The following is a 22,833-nucleotide window of genomic DNA, read 5'->3' as shown; positions in this document are numbered from 1 at the left end:
GTTATAATCTTAGTGTAGATACGTTCAGCGTAAATATTCTGAGAGGTTAAAAAATGTTAAATAATAAGGTATATTAAACCATTTTTAAATTTTGAAGTCATATTTAATTGCCTTTATGATAGTCTTTGATATCATTTTTTATATAGTTGAAAATATGGTGCTAAAACCTTGTTAAATATAGCTTAAGATATCCCCAAAATAGGTGTTTAGGTTTAGATTTGTTAGTAGCCAAACTAACTAAAAACAATCCACCACCTATGAAAACAAAATACATTGTTTACGGTATCTTGCTGATAGGGTTGACCGCTTTGATCGTTTATCGAATAAATGCCAATAATGAAATTGGAGAGCCTAAACTGTCAGAGGAATCATCAACAGCTACAACCGTAAAAGGCCTTGTTTTACAAGAACAAGAATTTAATGACAATATTTCTCTCTCTGGAACTATTGAAGCCAATGAACAAATAGAAATTAGAAGTGAAATATCAGGAGTTGTAGAGAGTATTAATTTTGAGGAGGGTAGTAAAGTGGTAGAAGGTCAAGTACTTTTTACGGTAAATGATGTTGAGCTACAGGCACAACTGTCAAAAGTACAAACGGCACAAAAATTAGCTTCTGAAAATGAACGAAGGGCAAAATTGCTTTTAGAGAAACAGGCTATTAGTCAAGAAGAATATGAAATTGCAAGTGCGGATTTTCAGTCCGCAAGTGCAGAATCACAACTCATACAAGCCCAATTATCAAAAACTATTGTTAGGGCGCCGTTCTCAGGTACCATTGGTTTACGTTCCATATCAAAGGGAACCTATGTAACACCATTAACACCTATTGCTAAGTTGGTGAATACCAGTAAACTTAAAATCACCTTTTCCATACCCGAAAAGTATGCATCCCAGGTGGAGATTGGTACAAATCTCACTTTTACCACTTCAGAGGCCAATATAAGTCATGAGGCTACCGTGTATGCTATAGAACCTGAGGTTGAAATTGCTACCAGAACCTTGAAAATGAGAGCAATTGCAGAGAATAGTGATGGGGAAATTTATCCAGGTACTTACGCAAACGTGCTTTTGCCTTTAGAAAGCGTTGATAATGCGTTATTGGTTCCGTCAGAATCTTTGATTCCGGTACAGAACGGTAAACGCATTTTTATATCTGAAAAAGGTAGGGCGAAAGAGATAGATGTAGAGATTGGTACAAGAACTGGAAATGAAGTTAGGGTTTTGACAGGCTTAAAAGCCGGTGATACCATTTTAACTTATGGCGTAATGGCCTTAAAAAATGGCACACCGGTGGAAATAGATTTTAATCAACCAGAAGCAAGAACAGGGGAATAATGAATCTATCTACTTTAAGCATAAAAAGACCGGTACTTGCCATAGTAATGAATGTGACCCTGGTTCTTTTTGGAATTATAGGTTATACGTATTTAGGAATTAGGGAATTTCCGTCAATTGACCCGGCACAAGTTTCGGTAAGAACTACATATTCTGGTGCCAATGCAGATATTATAGAATCTCAAATTACCGAACCACTGGAGAAGGCCATTAATTCTATTGACGGCATTAGAAATTTAAGCTCATCTAGTGTACAAGGTTCAAGTTCTATTAATATAGAATTTAATCTAGACAAAGATCTTGAAGAAGCAGCAAACGATGTTAGGGATAAGGTGTCACAAGCAATTAGAAGTTTGCCCGATGATCTTGACTCTGCGCCTGTGGTGTCTAAATCTGATGCGGATGCACAAAGAATATTGTCAATGACCGTTCAGAGCGATAATAAAAATATTCTTGAATTATCCGACTATGCTGAAAACGTTATCGCTCAAAGAATAGAAACCATACCAGGCGTTAGTAGTGTGCAGATTTGGGGTCAACGAAGATATGCCATGAGGCTCTGGATAGACCCTTTAAAACTTTCCTCATATGGATTAACGGTTTCAGATGTACAAGATGCATTATTGGCACAGAACGTAGAATTACCATCGGGAAAATTAACCGGCGATAACACAGAGCTAACAGTAAAGACCATAGGTAATTTAAGTACTGAAGAACAATTTAATAATATCATTATCATGGCAGATAATGATAAGTTAGTGCGTTTAAGTGATATAGGTCAAGCTTCATTAGAGGGTGAGAACATGGAGACTAAAATGAGCGATTCTGGTCAGCCCATGGTAGCTACTGCGGTAATACCACAACCCGGTACTAACTATTTGGAAATCGCAGATGCTTTTTACGAAGAATACGAAAACCTTAAAAAAGATTTACCTGAAGGTTTTAAATTGAATATTGTAATTGATGACACCGTCTTTGTAAGACGGGCGGTTACCGAAGTAGCCGAGACCTTACTTATTTCGGTAATTCTGGTAATATTGGTCATCTTTGTTTTCTTTAGAAACTGGTCAATGGCCATGCGCCCTTTAATTGATATTCCTGTATCCTTGATAGCTACGTTTTTCGTAATGTGGTTGTTTGGTTATTCAATAAATGTTTTAACACTTTTGGCTATTGTATTGGCGACGGGATTGGTTGTTGATGATGGTATCGTTGTGACCGAAAATATTTATAAAAAGGTAGAAGAGGGTATGAGTCCCATTGAGGCGGCTATCAAAGGGTCTAATGAAATATTTTTTGCTGTAATATCCATATCAATAACATTGGCAGCCGTATTTTTGCCCGTCATCTTTTTAGAAGGGTTTGTAGGAAGGCTATTTAGGGAGTTTGGGGTAGTACTTGGAGCAGCTGTACTAATTTCGGCATTTGTGTCTTTATCGTTAACTCCCATGCTCAATGCCTACTTAATTAAACCGGGTAAACAAAAGCAAACAAAATTTTATCATGTAACTGAGAAATACTTTTTGCAAATGAATAAATCCTATGCAGAATCGCTAAGGGTTTTTATGAAAAGAAAATGGTTGAGTTTCCCTATTCTAGCGGGCTGTATAGCTTTAATTGCGGTATTTTATATTCTTCTACCAAAAGAAACGGCTCCTTATGATGATCGTAGCTTTATACGTTTAAGTGTTAATGCTCCAGAGGGTTCTTCTTATGAGTATATGGATAGGTTAATGACCGATATTACCGAATTGATAAATGATTCGGTACCAGAAAAAAAGGTGAGTTTGGTTTTGACTTCACCTGGTTTTGGTTCTTCATCTGTGAACAGCGGTAGGGCTAATATTGCATTGGTGGATCCTAGTGAGCGTGATCGATCGCAAAGAGAGATAGCCAATGATTTAGGTGAATGGGCAAAAGCTTATGTAGGAGGAAAATCTAACGTATCGGAACGCCCAACTATTTCAGTGAATAGACGTGGAGGTCCACCGATACAGTATATTATTCAAGCTCAGAATTTTGATAAGTTAAAGGAATACATACCGGAATTTATGGCAGAAGCTGAGAATGATGAGACCTTTTCTTATGTAGATGTCAATTTGAAATTTGATAAACCGGAGCTATATGTTTCCATAGATAGGGAGAAAGCGGAGACATTAGGAGTATCTGTTATAGATGTAGCCCAGACTTTGCAATTGTCATTAAGTGGTCAGCGTTTTGGCTATTTTTTAAAGAATGGAAAACAATATCAAGTAATAGGTCAGTTTGATAAGGAGGATAGGAATGCACCAATGGACCTCACATCTATATTTGTAAAGAACAAGGACGGATTACTTATCCAATTGGATAATTTAGTGCATACTACTGAGCATAGTAGTCCGCCACAATTATATCATAACAATCGCTATATGGCAGCTACGGTTTCAGCAAATCTTGCGCCTGGAAAAACTATAAATGATGGTATTGCCGCAATGGAAAGAATTAAGGAAAATGTACTTGATGATACCTTTACCACTGATTTGGGAGGTGAGTCTCGTGATTTTGTTGAGAGTAGTTCCAATACACTCTTTGCATTTGGACTAGCATTATTACTGATATTTTTGATTTTAGCGGCTCAATTTGAAAGCTTTATTGACCCTTTTATCATCATTTTAACGGTGCCTATGGCGGTTGCCGGTGCACTGTTTTCATTGTGGTTGTTTGGGCAATCTTGGAATATATTTAGCCAGATCGGTACTATAATGCTAATTGGTCTTGTAACTAAGAATGGTATTTTGATTGTTGAGTTTGCAAACCAATTAAGGGAGCAAGGTATTGAAAAAAGTGAGGCAATTATGAAGGCTTCAGAATCAAGGTTAAGACCTATTTTAATGACCAGTTTAACCATTGCATTAGGCGCTCTACCAATTGCGTTATCTCTTGGAGCGGCATCAACTAGTAGAATAGGTATGGGGGTAGTAATTATAGGAGGTACCATGTTTTCTTTACTATTGACCCTTTTTGTGATACCTGCCCTGTATTTATTGTGGTCTAGGGAGAAAGTAGAGAGACCGGAGTTTAAAGTACTTGAAACCAACTAGAATGAATATAACCAAGTTACCATTTTTATTATTGATTATTTTACATCTTAACGCCGCCGCACAAGAAATTCTGACTATTGAAGATGCCGTTAAGATTACAGTCAAAAATAACTATCAGATTATTACGGCCGCCAACAATTTAAAAATTGATTCTGTCTCCGTAAGTCCAGGTTTTGCTGGTATGCTTCCTACTTTAGAAGCAAGTATTGAAGATAATAATAGTGTGCAGAATTTATCACAAACAAGAACAGATGGTTCTCAAGTAGAACAGGACAATGCTAAAAATAATAGTTTGGACTATGGAGTAACTTTAGATTGGACCTTATTTGATGGGTTAAGTATGTTTGCGGCATATGATCAATTGAAACAGAACCGGGAATTAGGTGCAGAAGAATTAAAGCAAGTGGTATTGACCAAAGTTGGCGAGGTAATGATCACCTACTACGATTTGGTACAACAACAACAGCAATTAGCCGCTTTGGACAGTACTATTTATATTTCAGAACAAAGAGTAGAATTGGCTAGAAATAGATTCTCTATTGGAAAGGCCTCTAAATTGGAAGTTTTAAATGCGCAAGTAGATTTAAATACCGATCAAACTTTAATGCAACGCCAAAAAGAACTGTATGCAAATACCAAAATTCAGTTGAACGAACAATTGGCGAGAGACTTAACAACCGATTTTAAGGCAGTACCCGAAATATTCGTTGATCAGAGTTTATTGTTACCTGATTTAGAATCTAAATTAATGGCCAATAATCCAGAATTAAATGCAGAGAGAATAAGTAAGAGAATTAGTGAGTTGGAACTTAAACAGGTTAAGGCATCAAGGTACCCCACCATTTATGCTACTACAGGTTATAATTTTGGAAAATCAGAATCTAGTCTTGGTTTTACAACAAGTTCGGAGTCTAACGGATTTAGTTATGGATTTGGGGCAACATTAAATTTATTTGATGGATTTAATCAAAATAGGAATGAGAAAATAGGAAAAATGGAATTGGAAAACGCAGCAATAGCTATTAAAGAAAAAGAACAACAGCTGCTTTCTACTTTGAGTACAACCTATCAAACTTATTTGACCAATATTAGTTTAATTGAACTAGAGGGAAATAATGAAGCAATAGCGAAAGAAAATTTAGACATAACGGTAGAAAAGTACAGGATAGGAATTATTCCTACAATAGAGTTTAGAACGGCACAACTTAATTATATAAATGCAAGGGTTAGGTTTAGTAATGCAAAGTTTCAAGCCAAACTATCTGAAATTATTTTAAAACAAATGTCTGGAGAATTGGACATATGAAACTGGTTCATTATATATGGGAAAGCCTTGGAATTTAGCCATCAATTACAGAACAATTTCCAAGGCTTATAATTAGAACTAATTAATTAATTGGTAAACCTGTTTGGCAATTTCCAATTCTTCATTTGTAGGGATTACCAGAATTTTTACCTTAGAATCCGTGGTATTTATTTCTCTAACATTTTTAGATCTTAAATCATTTTTGGAGTCGTCTAAGTGAAGATTAAAACACTCCATATCCTTACACACAAGTTGGCGCATTAAACTGGAGTTTTCTCCAATACCGGCAGTGAAAATAATAGCGTCTAAACCGTTCATTGCTGCAATATAGGCGCCTATGTATTTTTTAATTCGGTAGGCATTCATTTCTAAGGCAAGAATGCAGTCGGTATTACCTTTACTCGCCTCTACTTCAATATCACGAAGGTCATTGTAACCTGTAAGGCCTAGCATTCCACTTTTTTTGTTCAAAAGTTCATTTACTTCATCTAAACTATACCCAAGTGTTTTCACCATATAAAAAATAATGGAATGGTCAATATCTCCACTTCGTGTACCCATTACCAATCCGTTAGACGGTGCAAATCCCATACTATGATCTATGCTCTTACCATTTTTGATAGCGGTAATACTACAACCATTTCCCAAGTGAATGGAAATGAGCTTGGTATTTTGATTGCCTAAATATTCATTTGCTTTTTCCGAAACATATTTATGGCTGGTACCATGAAATCCATAAGCCTGAACTCTCTTTTCTTCGAACAGGATATTGGGAACGGCATATTTTTTAGCTTTTATGGGTAACGTACCATGAAAGGCAGTATCGAAAACAACGATTTGCTTAGATGATTTAAAAATTTCTTCCGCCATTAGTATTCCTTCTAGATTGGCAGGGTTGTGTAAAGGGGCTAGGGGAGAAAGCGATTTTATTTTTTGCTTAACTTCTTCATTGATTAAAGTAGTATCAACATAATCTTTACCACCATGTACCACACGATGACCAATGGCATCTATTTCCTCAGTACTATCGATCACGCCCATTTCAGCATCAAGCAAAAGAGAAGTAATTCGCTCCAGACCAGCTTTGTGAGTTGCAATTTCATAGGTTTTTTCAACCTTATGTGTATCCGTTTTATAGGTTGAAATAGCTTGGGTACTACCAATACGCTCTATAGATCCTTGACAAATAATCTTTGCCGCAGGCATATCTAAAAGTTGATATTTTATAGATGAGCTACCAGAGTTGATAATTAAAATATTCATGAAAATGAGTTTAGAATCCTTCTGCTTGAATAGCAGTAATTATTACGGTGTTAAAAATATCATCTACGGTACAACCTCGGCTTAAATCATTAACCGGTTTATTTAGACCTTGTAACATTGGTCCGATCGCCAAGGCACCAGTTTCTCTTTGTACCGCTTTATAAGTATTATTTCCTGTATTCAAGTCAGGGAATATAAACACGCTAGCTTGTCCTGCAACTTCAGATTCGGGCAATTTACTTAAACCAACTTTGGCATCAACTGCTGCATCATATTGAATGGGACCTTCCACTTTTAGGTCGGGTCTTTTATCTTTTATGATTTCAGTAGCTTTTCGTACTCTATCAACATCTTCACCAACACCCGATGCTCCTGAAGAATATGATAGCATGGCTACTTTAGGTTCTATGCCAAATGCAGCGCTTGTTGCCGCAGATGAAATTGCAATTTCAGATAATTGCTCTGAAGTAGGATTAGGGTTAATGGCACAATCTCCAAAAACAGTGACCCTATTGGGTAAACACATAAAAAATATAGAAGATACTATAGAAACACCAGGCTTTGTTTTTATAAACTGTAATGCAGGTCTTATGGTATGTTGGGTGGTATGTACGGCACCGGAAACCATGCCGTCAGCATGCCCTTTATAAACCATCATGGTACCATAATATGATACGTCTTCCATTAAATCTTTGGCCATTGCCAAGTTTACGTTTTTATGCTTACGTAATTCAAACAGGGTAGTGGCGTAATCTAAAAAATTGTCAGATGTTGTAGGGTCAATAATGTTTATGGTGCTAAGGTCTATGTCAATATCCAGTTCAGTGATTTTTGAAATAATCTGATCTCTATTGCCTAAAAGTGTAATGGTTACCGCTTCGGCATCTATCAGCATTTTGGTTGCCATCAGAATTCGTTCATCTGAACCTTCGGGCAGTACAATATGTTTTTTAGATGATTTGGCTTTTTGCAGAAGGTTATATTGAAACATTCTAGGGGTAATGCCCTTAGCTTTAAAAGTGATTAACCTTTCGGCCAGTTCTTTGGTAGGAATGTGTTTTTCGAACTCTTGTATTGAGGTCTGTATTTTTTCGGTATTTTCAGCATAAATACGAGGTCTAATAGTCCCTATTTTATTGGTGACATAGAAGGTGCCTCTTGCTACAGATAGAATGGGAATGATGTCTGAAAGTCCCTCTATCAACTTTATAATGGATTCTTCCGGTAATAAACCACCGGTTAGAACAATACCGGACAAGCTAGGGTAGTTCGTAGAAATATTGGCCTGTAGCGCCCCTAAAATAATATCTGCGCGATCACCAGGTGTAATCACCAAGCTATCATCTTTTAAATGCGTTATGTAGTTACGTAATTGCATGGCGCCAACACTAAAACTACCAACTTGATTATTGATATAATCTTCACCAAAAAGAATCTTGGCATCTAGTTCTTGGGCAATTTCCTTTAAAGTAGGGCTACCTAAAATTGGGTTTACAGGTATGGTACCTACCAATACGTCATTGGGTAGTTTCTCTTTTAATCCTTCAGAAACTATAGAGACATTTTCTGGTTGTACTTTATTGGCTACGATTAAAAGTACATCTACACCTTTTTCTTTAAAAGAGTCATAGGCCATGTAAAGATTACCGACCAGTTCACCTAAAGTTTTGTTTTTTCCGCTTGCTAGAATAACTGCAGGTATACCTAGGTTTTTTGCAATAAGCACGTTGATATCCCATTCAATTATGGCACCTTCTCCAGAAAAATCTGTTCCTTCCACTAAAACGAAATCGAACTTGTTTTCAATAGTTTTATACTTGTGTATAATATGCCCTACAATTTCATCGTCTTTATCTAGGTTTTTTAATTGTACTACTTGGCTTCGTGTATATGCAAAAGCTTCTTCTGGCTTCATATCTACATTAAAGTAGCTTAAAACAGTGTCAATATGATTGTCGGTTTTCCCTTCGGGAACATCATCGATAATAGGTCTGAAATAACCAACCTTGGCAGTTCTACCTAAAAGAAGTTGCATAAGACCTAATGAAATAATTGATTTTCCACTATTTGGTTCTGTAGTAACAATATATATAGCTTTACTCACGTGTAAATGGGATTAGTGTTTATCAAATTTATAGGATTTTGTCAGGGAATACTATTCATGGGTTATAAACTGACATTTTTGTTTAAAAAATCATGTTTTTATAATGTGTAGTTTTTGAAATAAACACAACTTATTGATTCTAAATTTTCAAGTTTCAAAAATATAGATCAAGGGTATTCTTAAATATGATGAAAATCATATAATAGAGAAAGATGTTTAAAGAGTTTTGGGGGAATACTATCTCAAATCTTGACTAGCTTACATATAATAACACATTGGTCATTTAAAGTAGTGAACATCAGTATCATCAAGTACACAATTTTTACTAAAAGGTGCGTTAAGCTATTAGAGGCTATTGCATTGCCGTAGCTTTTAAAACGCAGATACTGCAAAGTGCTTTGTATTAATCTGTTGTAGCAGAATTGAATTTTATGAAAAAATACGTAATTACAGTTTTGATGTTGGTCATAGGGTTAAGTACCGCTATTGCCCAAGATTGGCAGACGGATTTTACTGAAGCAAAAGAACTTGCTAAAACTCACAATTTGCCTATTGTCCTTGTTTTTCAAGGTTCAGATTGGTGTGCACCTTGTATTAAATTGGATAGATCGGTGTGGTCAACAGATGAGTTTAAGGAGTATGCCATGGACCATTATATTATGTTACAAGCAGATTTTCCACGTAGAAAAAAGAATGCATTGCCAGTAGTGCAATTAAATAAGAACAAGGTTTTAGCAGAAAAGTACAACCGGCAAGGTATCTTCCCCTTCGTGGTAGTAATGAATGCGGATGGTAAAGTTTATGGCGAAACCAGTTATAAAAAACTGTCACCAAAAGAATACATTGCAGAATTAAATTCATTCATAAAATAGCTTGAAAAAACTAGTTCTCATAGTAATGATATGTTCTGTTGGTCAGCTTCTGGCTCAAGAGCCTTTTAAGCGTACTATGAAATTAATGGGTAGCCGTTTTGATATCACGGTTGTGGCTAAAGATCCTATTGAAGGTGAAGAGTATATTAATTTGGCTGTCAGTGAAATAACAAGAATAGAAAAGTTGATTTCTTCTTGGGACCCAAATTCACAGACATCGGAAATTAATAAAAATGCAGGCGTAAAACCTGTTAAAGTTGATGCGGAATTGTTCAAATTAATACAAAGGGGAATAGGAATTTCTACATTGACCGATGGTGCTTTTGATATTAGTTATGCATCAATGGATAACATCTGGAAGTTTGACGGTAGCATGACTGAAATGCCTGAGGAAGCAACCATTAAAGCATCCGTTTCTAAAGTAGGATATCAAAATATCCTATTGAATAAAGAAAATCTTACCGTTTTCCTCAAATTGAAGGGTATGAAAATAGGTTTTGGAGCAATAGGAAAAGGTCATGCGGCGGATAAGGCAAAAGAACTATTGATTTCCAGAGGTGTGGTAGCAGGTATTATAAATGCATCTGGAGATATGAATACTTGGGGAAAGCAACCTAATGGTGATAGTTGGCAAGTAGGCATTACCAACCCAATGAATAAGAACAAGGTGTTTGCATTATTACCCTTGGATAATGGAGCGGTGGTCACCTCAGGTAATTATGAGAAGTACGTAACTTTTAATAATACCAGATATACACATATTATTGATCCCCGTAGCGGTTATCCGGCAACGGGAATAGTTAGCGTAACAGTATTTGCCCCAAAGGCAGAACTTGCAGATGCGCTTGCAACATCTGTTTTTGTAATGGGTAAAGAAGTGGGTTTAAATAGAATAGAGCAGTTGCCAAAGGTAGAGTGTATCATTATTGACGACTTGGGTACTATAATTACATCTAAGAATATTCAAATAAATAAGTAAAATGAAAAGGATTTTAATTGTGTTGGTAATGATTGGTGGTCTTAGTAGCTGCACGGTATTAAAGGAGTACGATAAAGTAAATATCAACGATCCTGACATGACCTTGCAAGATAAAAAGTGCGATAGAAATGTGATTACCATGCATTCGTATAGAGAAGCAGCGGTAGGCGCAAACGGAGGTAAAACAGGTGGAGGCTGCGGCTGTAATTAGTAAGTAATGAAACAACAAAGACATAAGTTTAAATTTATAGTGCTACTCATTGCAGGTATGCTATGCGGTGCTGGTTACGCCCAGCAAAATACCGGTGCAACCAACTCTTATAAAAAACGTGTGTTGGAAACTACCGAAGTAGATTTCTTGAGCAGTTACTATTCTCAAAACGGTGATAATGCTGCTGTTACCGGTGGTATTGGTACAGAAGAACTTACAGATGTTACGGGAACTATTATAGTATCGGTACCATTGAATGATGATGATATTTTAACCATTGATGCTGGTGTTTCTGCCTACACCTCTGCATCTTCCAGTAATGTTGATCCATTTGATGGTAGTGAAAGGGCAGATTCTTTTGTAGCAAGTACAGGAGCTTCTAGGTCAGATGTATGGACCAACTTGTCCGGCACATATACGCATAGTTCAGATGATAGAAATACTATGTACTCCGGAAATCTATCAGTGTCATCGGAATATGATTATTTTTCATTCGGATTTGGTGGTGGGTTAACAAAACTCTTTAATGAAAAAAATACCGAGGTAAGTATTAATGCAAATATATTTTTAGATACCTGGACTCCTATTTACCCAACGGAACTAAGACCTTTTGCAAGTGGGGCAAATGGTTTGGATAACGGATTCTTTTTAAACAAAACAATTACTGGGAACATAGATTACAGCCCTACTTTTGAGAAGTTTACAGATGAGACAAGAAACTCCTATTCGATAGGTTTGGGCTTTTCTCAAATTCTAGGTAAAAATCTTCAAGGTTCATTGGCTTTAGATTTTGTAAAGCAAGATGGTTTATTGAGTACACCTTTTCAACGCGTTTATTTTGCAGATATAGCCGATTCATTTATTCAAGAATTTCAACTTGCGGATGCTATTGAGCAATTACCGGATAGCCGCTTTAAAGTTGCAGGTGGCGGAAGGTTGAATTGGTATATAAATGAAAGTGTTGTGTTACGATCCTACTATAGATATTATTTTGATGATTGGGGTATTAACTCGCACACGGCAAGTGTAGAAGTGCCTATTAAGCTAACGGATAAGTTTACGGTATACCCATCCTATAGATTTTACCAGCAGTCAGCCGCAGATTATTTTTACAGATATGAAGAAGCATTTTCTACGGATACGTTTTATACCTCTGATTATGATTTGTCAAAATATTCGGCAAACCAATTTGGAATGGGAGTTTCCTACACGGATATTTTTACAAAAATGCATGTCTGGAAACTCGGACTTAAAAGTATTGATGTAAAGTTCTATAAATATGATAGAAATACGACCTTTAGTTCCAGCATTGTTACAGCAGGCTTTAAGTTTGTGATGGATTAATTTTATATTACATTTTAATAATTTATAATGGTTTTACGAGAAGAATACGACCTTATTTGTGTAGGTGCAGGTATCATGAGTGCTACGTTAGCTTTATTGGTAAAACAGTTAAAGCCAGACCTTAACGTTTTGATCGTTGAACGATTAGGTAAAGTGGGACAAGAAAGCTCTGCCGCTTGGAACAACGCCGGTACTGGTCACTCTGCCTTATGTGAGTTGAACTATACTCCAGAAAACGAAGATGGTGCTGTAGATATTAGCAAGGCAATTAACATCTGTACCCAGTTTGAAATATCTAAGCAATACTGGTCTTATTTGGTAGCGGAAGGCTTGATCAAAGACCCTAAAACTTTCATCACTCCTGTACCACATCATAGCTGGGTAAAGGGAGAAGAGAACGCCAACTATCTTGAAAATCGTTTCAAAGCTTTTAAAGAGCATTTTATGTTCAACTCGATTGAGTTTACTAGAGAAGTTGAAAAAATGAAAGAATGGTTTCCTTTAATGATGCATAATCGTACTGAAGATGAGGTTATGGCAGCATCGCGAATAGATAGGGGAACCGAGATGAATTACGGCGCATTAACGGAAAAATTATTTGCTATACTTAAAGATGAATATAATACTGAAGTATTGTTCCATACAGAGGTTGAAGACATAGACCCTGACCATGATGAAGAATGGTTGGTGAAGATGAAAAATTTAGAAACAGGTAAGAAAAATACGATCGATGCCGAACATGTTTTTATCGGTGCCGGTGGCGGTAGTCTTTTATTGCTGCAAAAGGTCGAAATAGACGAGAAAGACGGCTACGGTGGATTTCCCGTTAGTGGCGAGTGGTTGGTCTGTAAAAATCAAGATATCATAAATCAGCATAACGCCAAGGTATATAGCAAAGCAGGTATTGGTGACCCGCCAATGTCGGTGCCGCATTTAGATACCCGTTATATCAATGGAAAGAGAGAATTGTTGTTTGGTCCGTTTGCAGGTTTTAGTCCTAAGTTTTTAAAGGAAGGTTCTTATTTAGACCTGTTTAAATCTATCAATTTTGATAATATACCATCCATGTGGGGCGTGTTTTGGCATAATCTTCCATTGACAAAATATTTGTTGGAACAAGTGGCCATGAGCTTTGATGATCGCATGGAATCATTGCGTCAATTTGTTAAGGATGCCAAAAATGAAGATTGGGAAATTGTAATTGCAGGTCAACGTGTTCAAACCATAAAAAAAGATGAATTTGAAGGCGGTTCGTTGGAGTTTGGTACACAATTGGTAAGTAGTAAAGACGGAAGAATTACATGTTTGTTGGGTGCATCACCAGGAGCTTCAACTTCTGTTAAAATAATGCTCGATGTTATTGAAAAAGCATTTCCAGAATTGATGGCATCGGAACAATGGAAAGATAAACTAAATGAAATGGTCCCATTTTATAACAAGGAAGTCACTAAAGAATTATTCGATCAAGAATTGGCTAGGGTAACCAAAGATTTGAATTTGTAGTTTAAGGTAAATCTTTTAAGATACTTTTATGCTTATTAGAACAACAAGAGTACAATAAATAGGTCGTACTTGCATTATCCTTAATTAGATAGATGGTAAGTACAATTACATGCATCATAAAATTTTAATCCTTTTTTTATTTTTGATTACCGGATCTGCCTCGGCACAGTTGAGCGATTTGGCAAGAATAGATTTTACGTTTATACCCAATAAAAATTCTGATGTAGAATATACCCGTTCTAGAGTATTGATAAATGCTCCAATTCCTTTAAAGGGAGATGGTAAATATTTGTTTTTAGGGTTTGATTATAGCAATATTCATCTTCGCTTTAAAGATGAAGAATTACCATTTGATAGAAATCAATTAAATGACTTTAGAATACTTGATTTTACCATAGGGTATACACAACCACTAAAGAATGATTGGCGATTAGGGGTAAGGTTTCAGCCGGGTATAAGTACAAACCATACGGCAAGAAATTTAACGGTTGATGACATCGTCTTTTCAGGAGATTTGGTTTTTATTAAAAAATATGAAGATGACTATAAGCCATCACGTTTGATCTTAGGGCTTTCGTATTCCCAAAATAGAGGCTATTTATTCCCTTTACCGTTTATAAGCTACTACAAAAAATTTAGTGCAGATTGGTCATATAATTTGGGGATTCCCAAAACCAATTTACAATACCATATATCGGACAAACATAGAATGAAGTTGTTTGCCCAATTAGATGGTTTTACTTCTAATGTGCAGAATGGGGCACTGGTGAATGATACGGATGTTGCGGAACTCATAAATATGTCTTTGATCAATGGTGGTCTACAATATGAGTATCATTTTACAAATCACTTTCAGCTAGATTTAAGGGCGGCTTATAATTTTAGTTTAAGCAATAAGCTAAAAGATGGCGATAATAATACCATATTTACAATAGATAACGATTCTAGAAGTTATTTGAGGGCGGTATTGAAATTTAAAATATGAACTAAAAAAACGCCAGAATTTTTATTCTGGCGTTTTAGTATTACAATAGCATAAGGGTATTAACCTATTACGGATTTCTCCGTAATAAACGGTTGATTATAATGTCTTTGTCCTGTAGCTTTATAAAGGGCATTGGCCAACGCGCCAATAATTGGAGGTAAAGATGGTTCTCCCAAACCTGTTGGGTCAATTCCGTTATCCACAAAGAACGTTTCTATTTCTTTAGGTGCTTCCTTATGTCTTATTAAGCGATAGGTGTCAAAATTCTTGTGCTGTGGTTGCCCGTTTTCAAAGGTCATTTCACTATAGGTGGCATGCCCTATGCCATCTATAATACCACCTTCAATTTGGTTTTTTGCAGCCATTGGGTTGATTACAATACCGCAATCTACCGCACACCATACTTTATCAACTTTTGGAGCATCAGTATCGTCATTTAAGTCTAATACTTGTGCAACATAAGAGTTATGGCAGTAATAGGCAGAAACACCTCTTTTTGCACTACCTTGCCCGTTAGACCAACCGGATTTATCCCTAACCAATTTTAAAACGCCGGCATAACGCTCGGGATCGTAATCGTTCTTCTCTGGTTCACCAACAGGATTTTTAATTGCTCTGTCAAAAAGTTCCAGTCTGAACTCAATAGGGTCTTTACCTGCGGCTTCTGCAACTTCATCAATAAAGGCTTGTTCTGCACCGGCAACAAAGTTTGAGCGTGGCGCTCGCCAAGCTCCGGTAGTAACTACCGTTTCTAAGTTAAACTTCTCAGCTAAGTAATTATCTACGGCACCGGCAGGAAACCTATTTTCAAAAAGTAGGTCGTCATTAGATCCGGCACCTTTAACATGCCATGCAAGCAAGTTACCCTCTTTATCCAATGCTGCTTTATATTTTACCTTGTAGGTAGGGCGATATGTTCCCTGGGTCATATCATCTTCTCGGGTATAAACTAATTTTATGGGAGCTTGCATTTTTTGTGAAATCACCGCAGCTTCTACTCCAAATGTTCCATAGAGGCGTCTTCCAAAACCACCACCCATACGGGTCATTTTAATATCGATTTTTTCAACCGGTAGGCCTAATCTAGAAGCCAATGTTTTTTCTAAAAACTCAGGTGTTTGTATGGGACCGTTCAATAGCGCCCTTTCTCCATTTACATCTGCAAAGAAGTTCATGGGCTCCATGGTATTGTGTGCTAAAAATGGTGCGCTATACGTACGTTCAATAATCTTATCGGCTTTTCTAAATGCACTTGCCACATCACCATCTTTACGTGCAGGTTTTTTAGAAGTAGAATTCAATAATTTAGTCAATGCCTCATCATGGCCTTCGGTACTTTCTAAGGTCGAAGTTTCTTCCCATTCAACCTTCAACGCTTTTTTGGCTTGCATACATTGCCAGGTAGAATCACCTACAATGGCTACCAATTTAGCAATTGCACCACCATCGGACCACTGCTTTTCAACATTTTCAGGATAAACATCAATAGGGAAAACATCTTTAATGCCGGGCATAGATTTTACGGCTTCGGCATCCATTGATTTATAGGTGAGTCCAAAGGCTGGTGGATGTATGATCATGGCAATCATCATACCTTCCTCTTGAATATCAATACCAAATAAAGGTTTACCGGTAACCAAATTAGGTCCGTCAACATTTCTTTTATCCGTTCCTATAATATTGAAATCACTTGTTTCTTTTAACGCAACCTCTTCTGGCACCGCCATGGTAGCAGCTTTAGAGGCCATTTCCCCAAAACCAGCGGAATTATCAGAGGCGGTATGGCTTATAACACCATTGTCAACGGTTATTTCAGAGGCATCTACTTGCCACGCATCCGCTGCCGCAGCAACTAACATATGTCTCGCTGTGGCACCGGCCATTCTAAGTCCAGACCAACCAGCTCTTATAGATTGGCTTCCCCCTGCAAGTTGTCTTTGAAAAATATCGGTATTCAATGGGGCTTGTTCAACCACAACGTCTTTCCAATCAACACCTAGTTCATCTGCTATGATCATAGGCATTGAGGTTTTTACATTCTGTCCAATTTCTGGATTTGGAGACATTATGGTTACCAAACCGTTATCGGCAATTTTTAAGAAACCATTAATGTTGAACCATTCCTTTGGAATACTTTTTATTTGTTCTGGTGTAGGTTTGCATGAAGCAAGCCAGCTAAACCCTAAGATCATTCCGCCACCTGCTAGCGTACTACTTTTTAGAAAGGAACGTCTATTATATGAAGTTTTAATGAGTGTCATCTGTTTGTTTTTTTAGAAGGTTAAAATCTCAATTAGAGTGCAAATCTTTTACGCATTTGAACTACTTGCAGCGTTTTTAATTGCTTTCTTAATTCGAGTATAAGTACCACAACGGCAGATGTTACCGTTCATGGCATCTTCAATTTCAGTATCGGTCGGATTAGGATTTCTCTTTAAAAATGCACTGGCATTCATAATTTGACCGGCCTGGCAATACCCACATTGATACACATCTTCTTCTAACCAAGCTCTTTGAACCGGGTGATCTCCGTTTTCAGAGAGACCTTCAATAGTAGTAATTGATTGCTCGCCAACCGCTGATACGGGTAGTTGACAAGACCTAACGGCATTGTCGCCCAAATGAACGGTGCAAGCCCCACATTGCGCAATACCACAACCAAATTTTGTACCTACTAATTTTAAATGATCTCGTAGCACCCAAAGCATTGGCGTTGATGGGTCAACGTCTACTTCTTGGGTTTTTCCATTAACTTTTAAATTGAAGTTTGCCATGCTATTTTTTGTATTTGTTTGAGTCGCTTGAAATTAAGGTTTTTTTTAGAGTTTTGATATGGATTTAACTTTAAATATTCTTAAAGAAATGCCAACTTTTTGGTTAGCCATTGAAAGTGTCCAATTTGAAAGAGTTACTATAATATTTTATCGTGATATCGTAAGAAAAGTAATGCCGGTACATTTATCAAAATTAATAACCAATTGCTTAAGGGCATTTAATTGATAAGCACGGTATGATTACTCAAAATATAACCTCAATTTCAGAATCTATCATAGACACGGTGGGTAACACACCATTGGTAAAGCTTAATAACGTTCTAGATGATTCGCATTTTAATTTATTTGGTAAACTAGAGGCGGCTAACCCTGCGGGGAGTATTAAGGATAGAACCTCACTTTTTATTTTAAAACAGGCACTTGCTAGCGGAACAATTAAAAAGGGAGATACCGTAATAGAATCAAGTTCCGGAAACATGGCCGTGGGCCTTGCCCAAGCTTGTTTGTATTATGATCTAAAACTTATAGTGGTAGTAGACCCCAAACTAAATTCGCATACAGAAAAGATTTTAAGAACCTATGGCGTACGCATTGAGCATGTTACTGTACCCAAGAAAAATGGCGGCTATTTAGCAGCTAGGCTTGAGAGGGTTCAGCAATTATTGGATCAAATACCCAACAGTTATTGGTCTAACCAATATGGGAATCAAAATAATCCTTTAACGCATCATGAAACTATGTCTGAGCTAATGGATTCTTTACATGGCAAGTTAGATTACCTATTCGTTGCTACAAGTACTTGTGGAACATTAATGGGCTGTGCGGATTATATCCACGAAAACCATTTGAACACCAAAATTATTGCCGTTGATGCCGTTGGAAGTGTTCTTTTTGGCGGTCCACCATTAAAGAGGTTGATACCGGGTCATGGTGCCGGTGTGCCCTCTCAATTTTTAAATACCAGTAGAATTTATGATCATGTGTATGTAGATGATGTGGATTGCGCCCGCGGATGCTGGAGCTTACTGGAAAAAGAAGCCATTTTATGTGGTGGTTCTTCTGGTGGAATGATCAGTGCCGTACGTAAATACAGTCAAAAAATGGAGCAGGATAGTAATTGTGCACTGTTTCTATGTGATCGTGGAGAGCGTTATTTAGATACCATTTATAATAGAGATTGGTTATTAAAAGAACTTCCGGAAAGTAAAAACGCTTTTACGCCAATTGGCGGTTGGTAGAAGAGATATGTTATGAAAAATACACAATCATATAAAATAGGCATTGTAGGTTTTGGACCTAAAGGCTTCTATGCATTTGAAAGATTAATTGCATATATAAAAGCTTATAATCTGCTTGAAAACATACAAGTAAATATTTTTAACACGACGGGTTTTTTAGCCTCGGGAGATGTTTATAGGCAGGATCAACCGGAGTTTTTGATTATGAATTATACCAATGGCAATATTTCTGGTTGGGCTTTGCAAGAGCCATTTTCAGTAGTACCTAAAACTCCTGATTTTGTAACATGGCTTGAAAATAACAATTATGGAAGCACTTCGCCTAATTCATATGCTCCTAGAGCGCTAGTAGGTGAATATTTATCAGATTGTTATCATCAGGTTATGGAACATTTACCAGACAATGTAGAAGTTATAGATCATATAGGTTTGGTCACTAATGTAGTCAAGAATAACAACGAGTATCAGTTGCATTTTAAAAATGATGGGCTATCACAGGAATACATGGTTAATTGTGACAAGGTACTTTTTACTACTGGTCACAATACGTTTAAATCTCAACGAGATAAATCCGTTGATAATGCCAAAAAGATAAACTTTATTTACCCTACCAATGATACATTAAAACATCTGAAAAAAGATTCATTAGTGGGAATTAAAGGCTTTGGGTTAACCGCCATTGATGCTATTTTGGCTTTGACCGAGGGTAGGGAAGGAACTTTTGTCAAAAATGAAAAAGGAGTATTAAAATACGAGGCATCTGGTAAAGAACCATTTAAAATTTATCCGTTTTCAAGAACCGGATTGCCAATGATACCTAGAACTGGTTCCACTGAATCTTCTATAGAATTACATTATTTTACCAAAGAGTGTATGGCTCACTTAATGGAAAATAAACCCGTAAGTTTTGAGTGCACGGTACTGCCTTTGATAAAGAAAGAATTCTATTTTGCTTACTACAGTGTTTTGTTCAAAAACTATGGGCATCAGTTTTATTATGATGAAGATTTTACAGTATTAGAAAATCAAGTGCAGTACTTTCATGAAGATTATCCTGAATCACCCGTTTTTAATTGGGATAGCATAGTAAATCCGTTTAATGATGAGCCTATTTTATCAACTGTGCTTTTACAATGTTATCTAGAATTTTTAATACAGGAAGCAAAAAAAGGAGAGGATGAAAGTCCATTTATGGCTGCGGTTGGCGCATGGCGCAAAATAAGTCCGTTATTCAATGAACTGTACAGTTTTGGAGGATTGGATGCCGCTTCGCATAAATTGTTTGATACGTACTATTTCGGACTGTTCAATAGATTGTCTTACGGTCCGCCAGTACAGAATATGCAGAAAATGCTGGGATTGTGCAAAGCGGGTATTTTAGATTTTACCTATATAAAAGCTTCGACCATTACGGAAAACACCGTGGACGACAATTATACTTTGCAATTAAATGATGCCCAGGCTACAGAGCTAAATTACATAGTCAATGCCACCATTTCCAGAGCAAGAGAAGGTGAATTTAAAAATGAGCTATACCAAAACTTAATAAAGAACGGTCTAGTACGTGCGTTTAAAAATAAACTAAATACCAGTTATACCCCGGGTTGTGTAGATATAGATGAAAACGGTAATGCCATAAATGCACATGGTAAAGTTGATTCCCATATTACATTTTACGGTACTCCAACTGAGGGAATAACCTGTGATAATGATACTTTATCTAGGTCTAGAAACAATTTTGCAACTATTTGGGCAAAGCAAACCTGTAACACCATATTAAAAAAAGCTAGAATCACCGAAAATTATGGAAGAGAAAAAAATGTACTATAAAGGAAAACCAAAATATCAACTTACACCGAAAACATCGGATTGGATGCATGAATTATTTAACAATCAATCCGTTGTTAAGGGTTTGGTAGAAAGATATGGTTCACCCATCAATGTACATCATTTGCCATCTTTCAATAACAATTGTGAGTTGTACAAACAAGTATTTGAGAGTTACGGATTAAAATATAGAATCTTCTATGCCAGAAAGGCCAATAAATCCAGAGGGTTGGTAAAACAAGCATTTGCATCGGGTATTGGTGTAGATACCGCCAGTTTTAAAGAATTGGAACAATCATTGGCATTAGGTGGTAATAGTGAAAATTTAGTGCTTACAGCTGCAATTAAGACAGAACCGCAAATTGAATTGGCCATAAAGAATGGCGTTCCTATCATATTGGATAATGAAGACGAGTGTGTACTAACACAAGCAATTGCCAATAGAATTGGTCTAAAAGCAATTGTAGGTTTTCGCATTAGCGGATTTACGGTAGATCAAGAAAAACTATATAGCCGTTTTGGTTTTGATGTTGATGAGGTAGTAAACTTCATTGCATCATATGTTGGTGACAATAAATCCTTTGATATGCTTGATGTAACCGGACTTCACTTTCATTTAGATGGATATTCCACTTATCAACGCAGTGTAAGTTTGGTTACCAGCATTCAAATTTTTTCAAAGTTGAAAGAAAAAGGATATGCAATGTCCTTTATTGATATAGGTGGAGGTATACTAATGAACTATTTAGAAGATGAAAAAGAATGGAATACATTCAATGAACAATTGAAAAATTCAGTCTTAGAAGATAGCAATGATATTACGTTTAACAACAATGGTCTTGGTTTTAGACTGGAAGATGGTCACCTACGTGGTAAACTGAATACGTATCCGTTTTTTAATGAGATAAACAAAGAAAGTTTTATTAGAGAGGTGCTGGATTTTGTAGATGATCAATCTGGTTTGTCGGTAGCATCATTATTAGTAAAGAATGGAGTTGAATTGCGAATAGAACCCGGTAGATCATTATTAGATCAAGTAGGTATGACAATTGCAAAAGTGATACACCGCAAGAAAGATGCAAAAGGGCAGTGGTTGGTAGGTCTAGAAATGAATATGAGCCAAATGATGAGTTCTAGCGCAGATTTTCTTTTAGACCCATTTATGTTATATAATTCTGAGGTTGAAAAAAACGAGAATGTAGATGTATTTTTTACAGGAGCCTATTGTTTGGAAAGAGATGTGTTGCTAAAGAGAAAAATAACCTTGCCTAGATTACCTGCAATAGGGGAGTATGTTGCTTTTGTCAATACTGCTGGTTATATGATGCATTTTTTTGAAACCGAGGCACATTTATTTGAGTTGTCATCCAATTTAATGTTTACGGGGTCCAATGAAAAATTATCGTTTTTTCAATTTATTGATGATGCAAAAATTTCCTTGGAACAGTAAAGATATCTTGCAATATGTAATGCATCAATAACTGTATTTTTCAAGGTAAGGGAACGGTATGGTATTGGGTAAATTGTATTAAAACAATATATCATGAAAATACAATCATATTTAGCCTTTAACGGTAATTGTCAAGAAGCATTGAACTTCTACGCAAACCTGTTCAGTGCAGACATAAAAAACAAACAAACATACGAGGATAAGAAAATAGATGTTCCGTCTTCTTATCGTGGAAAATTACAGCACGCAGAGCTCAAAGGAAAAGGAGTTCATTTTATGGCATACGATGCCTCTCCAGACACACCTTTGAACAATGGCAATCAAATTAATATGAGCGTTGATGTCGATAATTTGGACGAAGGCAAACAGTTATTTAATGACTTGTCAAGTGGAGGTCAAGTACACCATGAATTTAGGGAACGTGAATGGGGACATTTTGGTAGATGTACCGATCGTTTTGGCATAGGATGGATGGTAAACGTTGATAAGTAAACATCAAAAATAAATAAAGTAAGAGGTATTTTCTAGCGGCAATTATTGTCGTTTGAAAAGCCTCTTTT

17 protein-coding genes are annotated in these 22,833 nt (G+C 36.5%); 13 read left to right on the top strand and 4 right to left on the bottom strand.

What is annotated here, in order from left to right; genetic code table 11:
• Positions 1-257 precede the first annotated feature (257 nt).
• Genes CSC80_RS17800 through CSC80_RS17790 form a run of 3 tightly spaced genes read left to right on the top strand, consistent with a single transcriptional unit; the run spans position 258 to position 5,723 of the window.
• Positions 258-1,337, top strand: a complete 1,080-nt coding sequence (locus CSC80_RS17800; protein WP_099193274.1) for an efflux RND transporter periplasmic adaptor subunit — start codon at positions 258-260, stop codon at positions 1,335-1,337.
• Positions 1,337-4,417 (top strand): efflux RND transporter permease subunit, encoded by a 3,081-nt coding sequence (locus CSC80_RS17795; protein WP_058105481.1) that lies wholly within the window; start codon positions 1,337-1,339, stop codon positions 4,415-4,417. The genes CSC80_RS17800 and CSC80_RS17795 overlap by 1 nt, the downstream gene beginning before the upstream one ends.
• Before the next feature lies 1 nt (position 4,418).
• Positions 4,419-5,723 carry a TolC family protein gene (locus CSC80_RS17790; RefSeq protein WP_074674407.1) on the top strand — a complete coding sequence of 435 codons (1,305 nt, stop codon included), beginning with the start codon at positions 4,419-4,421 and terminating at the stop codon, positions 5,721-5,723.
• Positions 5,724-5,801: 78 nt separating this feature from the next.
• Here CSC80_RS17790 and CSC80_RS17785 read toward each other — a convergent pair whose 3' ends face one another.
• Entirely contained in the window at positions 5,802-6,986 is a 1,185-nt protein-coding gene (locus tag CSC80_RS17785) for an acetate kinase (protein WP_099193273.1), read from the bottom strand.
• Between the two features lie 10 nt (positions 6,987-6,996).
• Positions 6,997-9,090, bottom strand: a complete 2,094-nt coding sequence (gene pta / locus CSC80_RS17780) for a phosphate acetyltransferase (RefSeq protein ID WP_099193272.1) — start codon at positions 9,088-9,090, stop codon at positions 6,997-6,999.
• 431 nt (positions 9,091-9,521) lie between these two features.
• Here pta and CSC80_RS17775 point away from each other — a divergent pair, with 431 nt between their 5' ends.
• The 6 genes from CSC80_RS17775 to CSC80_RS17750 all read left to right on the top strand — a co-directional run bounded on the left by CSC80_RS17775 (position 9,522) and on the right by CSC80_RS17750 (position 14,984).
• Positions 9,522-9,962, top strand: a complete 441-nt coding sequence (locus tag CSC80_RS17775; protein WP_099193271.1) for a thioredoxin family protein — start codon at positions 9,522-9,524, stop codon at positions 9,960-9,962.
• Positions 9,963-9,987: 25 nt separating this feature from the next.
• Entirely contained in the window at positions 9,988-10,941 is a 954-nt protein-coding gene (locus CSC80_RS17770) for an FAD:protein FMN transferase (RefSeq protein WP_099193270.1), read from the top strand.
• Between the two features lies 1 nt (position 10,942).
• A complete protein-coding gene (locus CSC80_RS17765; RefSeq protein WP_058105487.1) occupies positions 10,943-11,152 on the top strand; it encodes a DUF4266 domain-containing protein in 210 nt (69 codons plus the stop codon).
• A 57-nt stretch (positions 11,153-11,209) separates the two neighbouring features.
• Positions 11,210-12,496, top strand: a complete 1,287-nt coding sequence (locus CSC80_RS17760) for a DUF3570 domain-containing protein (protein ID WP_099193408.1) — start codon at positions 11,210-11,212, stop codon at positions 12,494-12,496.
• A 27-nt stretch (positions 12,497-12,523) separates the two neighbouring features.
• Positions 12,524-13,999, top strand: a complete 1,476-nt coding sequence (mqo, locus tag CSC80_RS17755) for a malate dehydrogenase (quinone) (protein ID WP_099193269.1) — start codon at positions 12,524-12,526, stop codon at positions 13,997-13,999.
• A 109-nt stretch (positions 14,000-14,108) separates the two neighbouring features.
• Positions 14,109-14,984 carry a DUF6268 family outer membrane beta-barrel protein gene (locus CSC80_RS17750; RefSeq protein WP_099193268.1) on the top strand — a complete coding sequence of 292 codons (876 nt, stop codon included), beginning with the start codon at positions 14,109-14,111 and terminating at the stop codon, positions 14,982-14,984.
• 59 nt (positions 14,985-15,043) lie between these two features.
• Here the strand turns inward: CSC80_RS17750 and CSC80_RS17745 are convergent, their stop codons facing one another.
• Entirely contained in the window at positions 15,044-17,245 is a 2,202-nt protein-coding gene (locus tag CSC80_RS17745; protein WP_099193267.1) for a molybdopterin cofactor-binding domain-containing protein, read from the bottom strand.
• Positions 17,246-17,293: 48 nt separating this feature from the next.
• Entirely contained in the window at positions 17,294-17,758 is a 465-nt protein-coding gene (locus tag CSC80_RS17740) for a (2Fe-2S)-binding protein (protein ID WP_099193266.1), read from the bottom strand.
• Positions 17,759-17,994: 236 nt separating this feature from the next.
• On the opposite strand from CSC80_RS17740, the gene sbnA reads away from it, so the two are divergent.
• The 4 genes from sbnA (at position 17,995) to CSC80_RS17720 (ending at position 22,765) form a co-directional block, all read left to right on the top strand.
• Positions 17,995-18,996 carry a 2,3-diaminopropionate biosynthesis protein SbnA gene (gene sbnA, locus CSC80_RS17735; protein ID WP_099193265.1) on the top strand — a complete coding sequence of 334 codons (1,002 nt, stop codon included), beginning with the start codon at positions 17,995-17,997 and terminating at the stop codon, positions 18,994-18,996.
• 12 nt (positions 18,997-19,008) lie between these two features.
• Positions 19,009-20,826: an FAD/NAD(P)-binding protein gene (locus CSC80_RS17730; protein ID WP_099193264.1), complete on the top strand. Its 1,818-nt coding sequence runs from the start codon at positions 19,009-19,011 to the stop codon at positions 20,824-20,826.
• Positions 20,801-22,273 (top strand): Y4yA family PLP-dependent enzyme, encoded by a 1,473-nt coding sequence (locus tag CSC80_RS17725; protein WP_236973432.1) that lies wholly within the window; start codon positions 20,801-20,803, stop codon positions 22,271-22,273. Before CSC80_RS17730 ends, CSC80_RS17725 begins: the two co-directional genes overlap by 26 nt.
• Positions 22,274-22,366: 93 nt before the next feature.
• Entirely contained in the window at positions 22,367-22,765 is a 399-nt protein-coding gene (locus tag CSC80_RS17720; protein ID WP_099193263.1) for a VOC family protein, read from the top strand.
• The last annotated feature ends 68 nt before the right edge of the window (positions 22,766-22,833 follow it).

Source organism: Maribacter sp. 6B07, assembly GCF_002700155.1.
Lineage (GTDB): Bacteria > Bacteroidota > Bacteroidia > Flavobacteriales > Flavobacteriaceae > Maribacter > Maribacter dokdonensis.
Note: the sequence above shows the minus strand (reverse complement) of the source record. Positions and strands in the feature narration are given on the sequence as shown.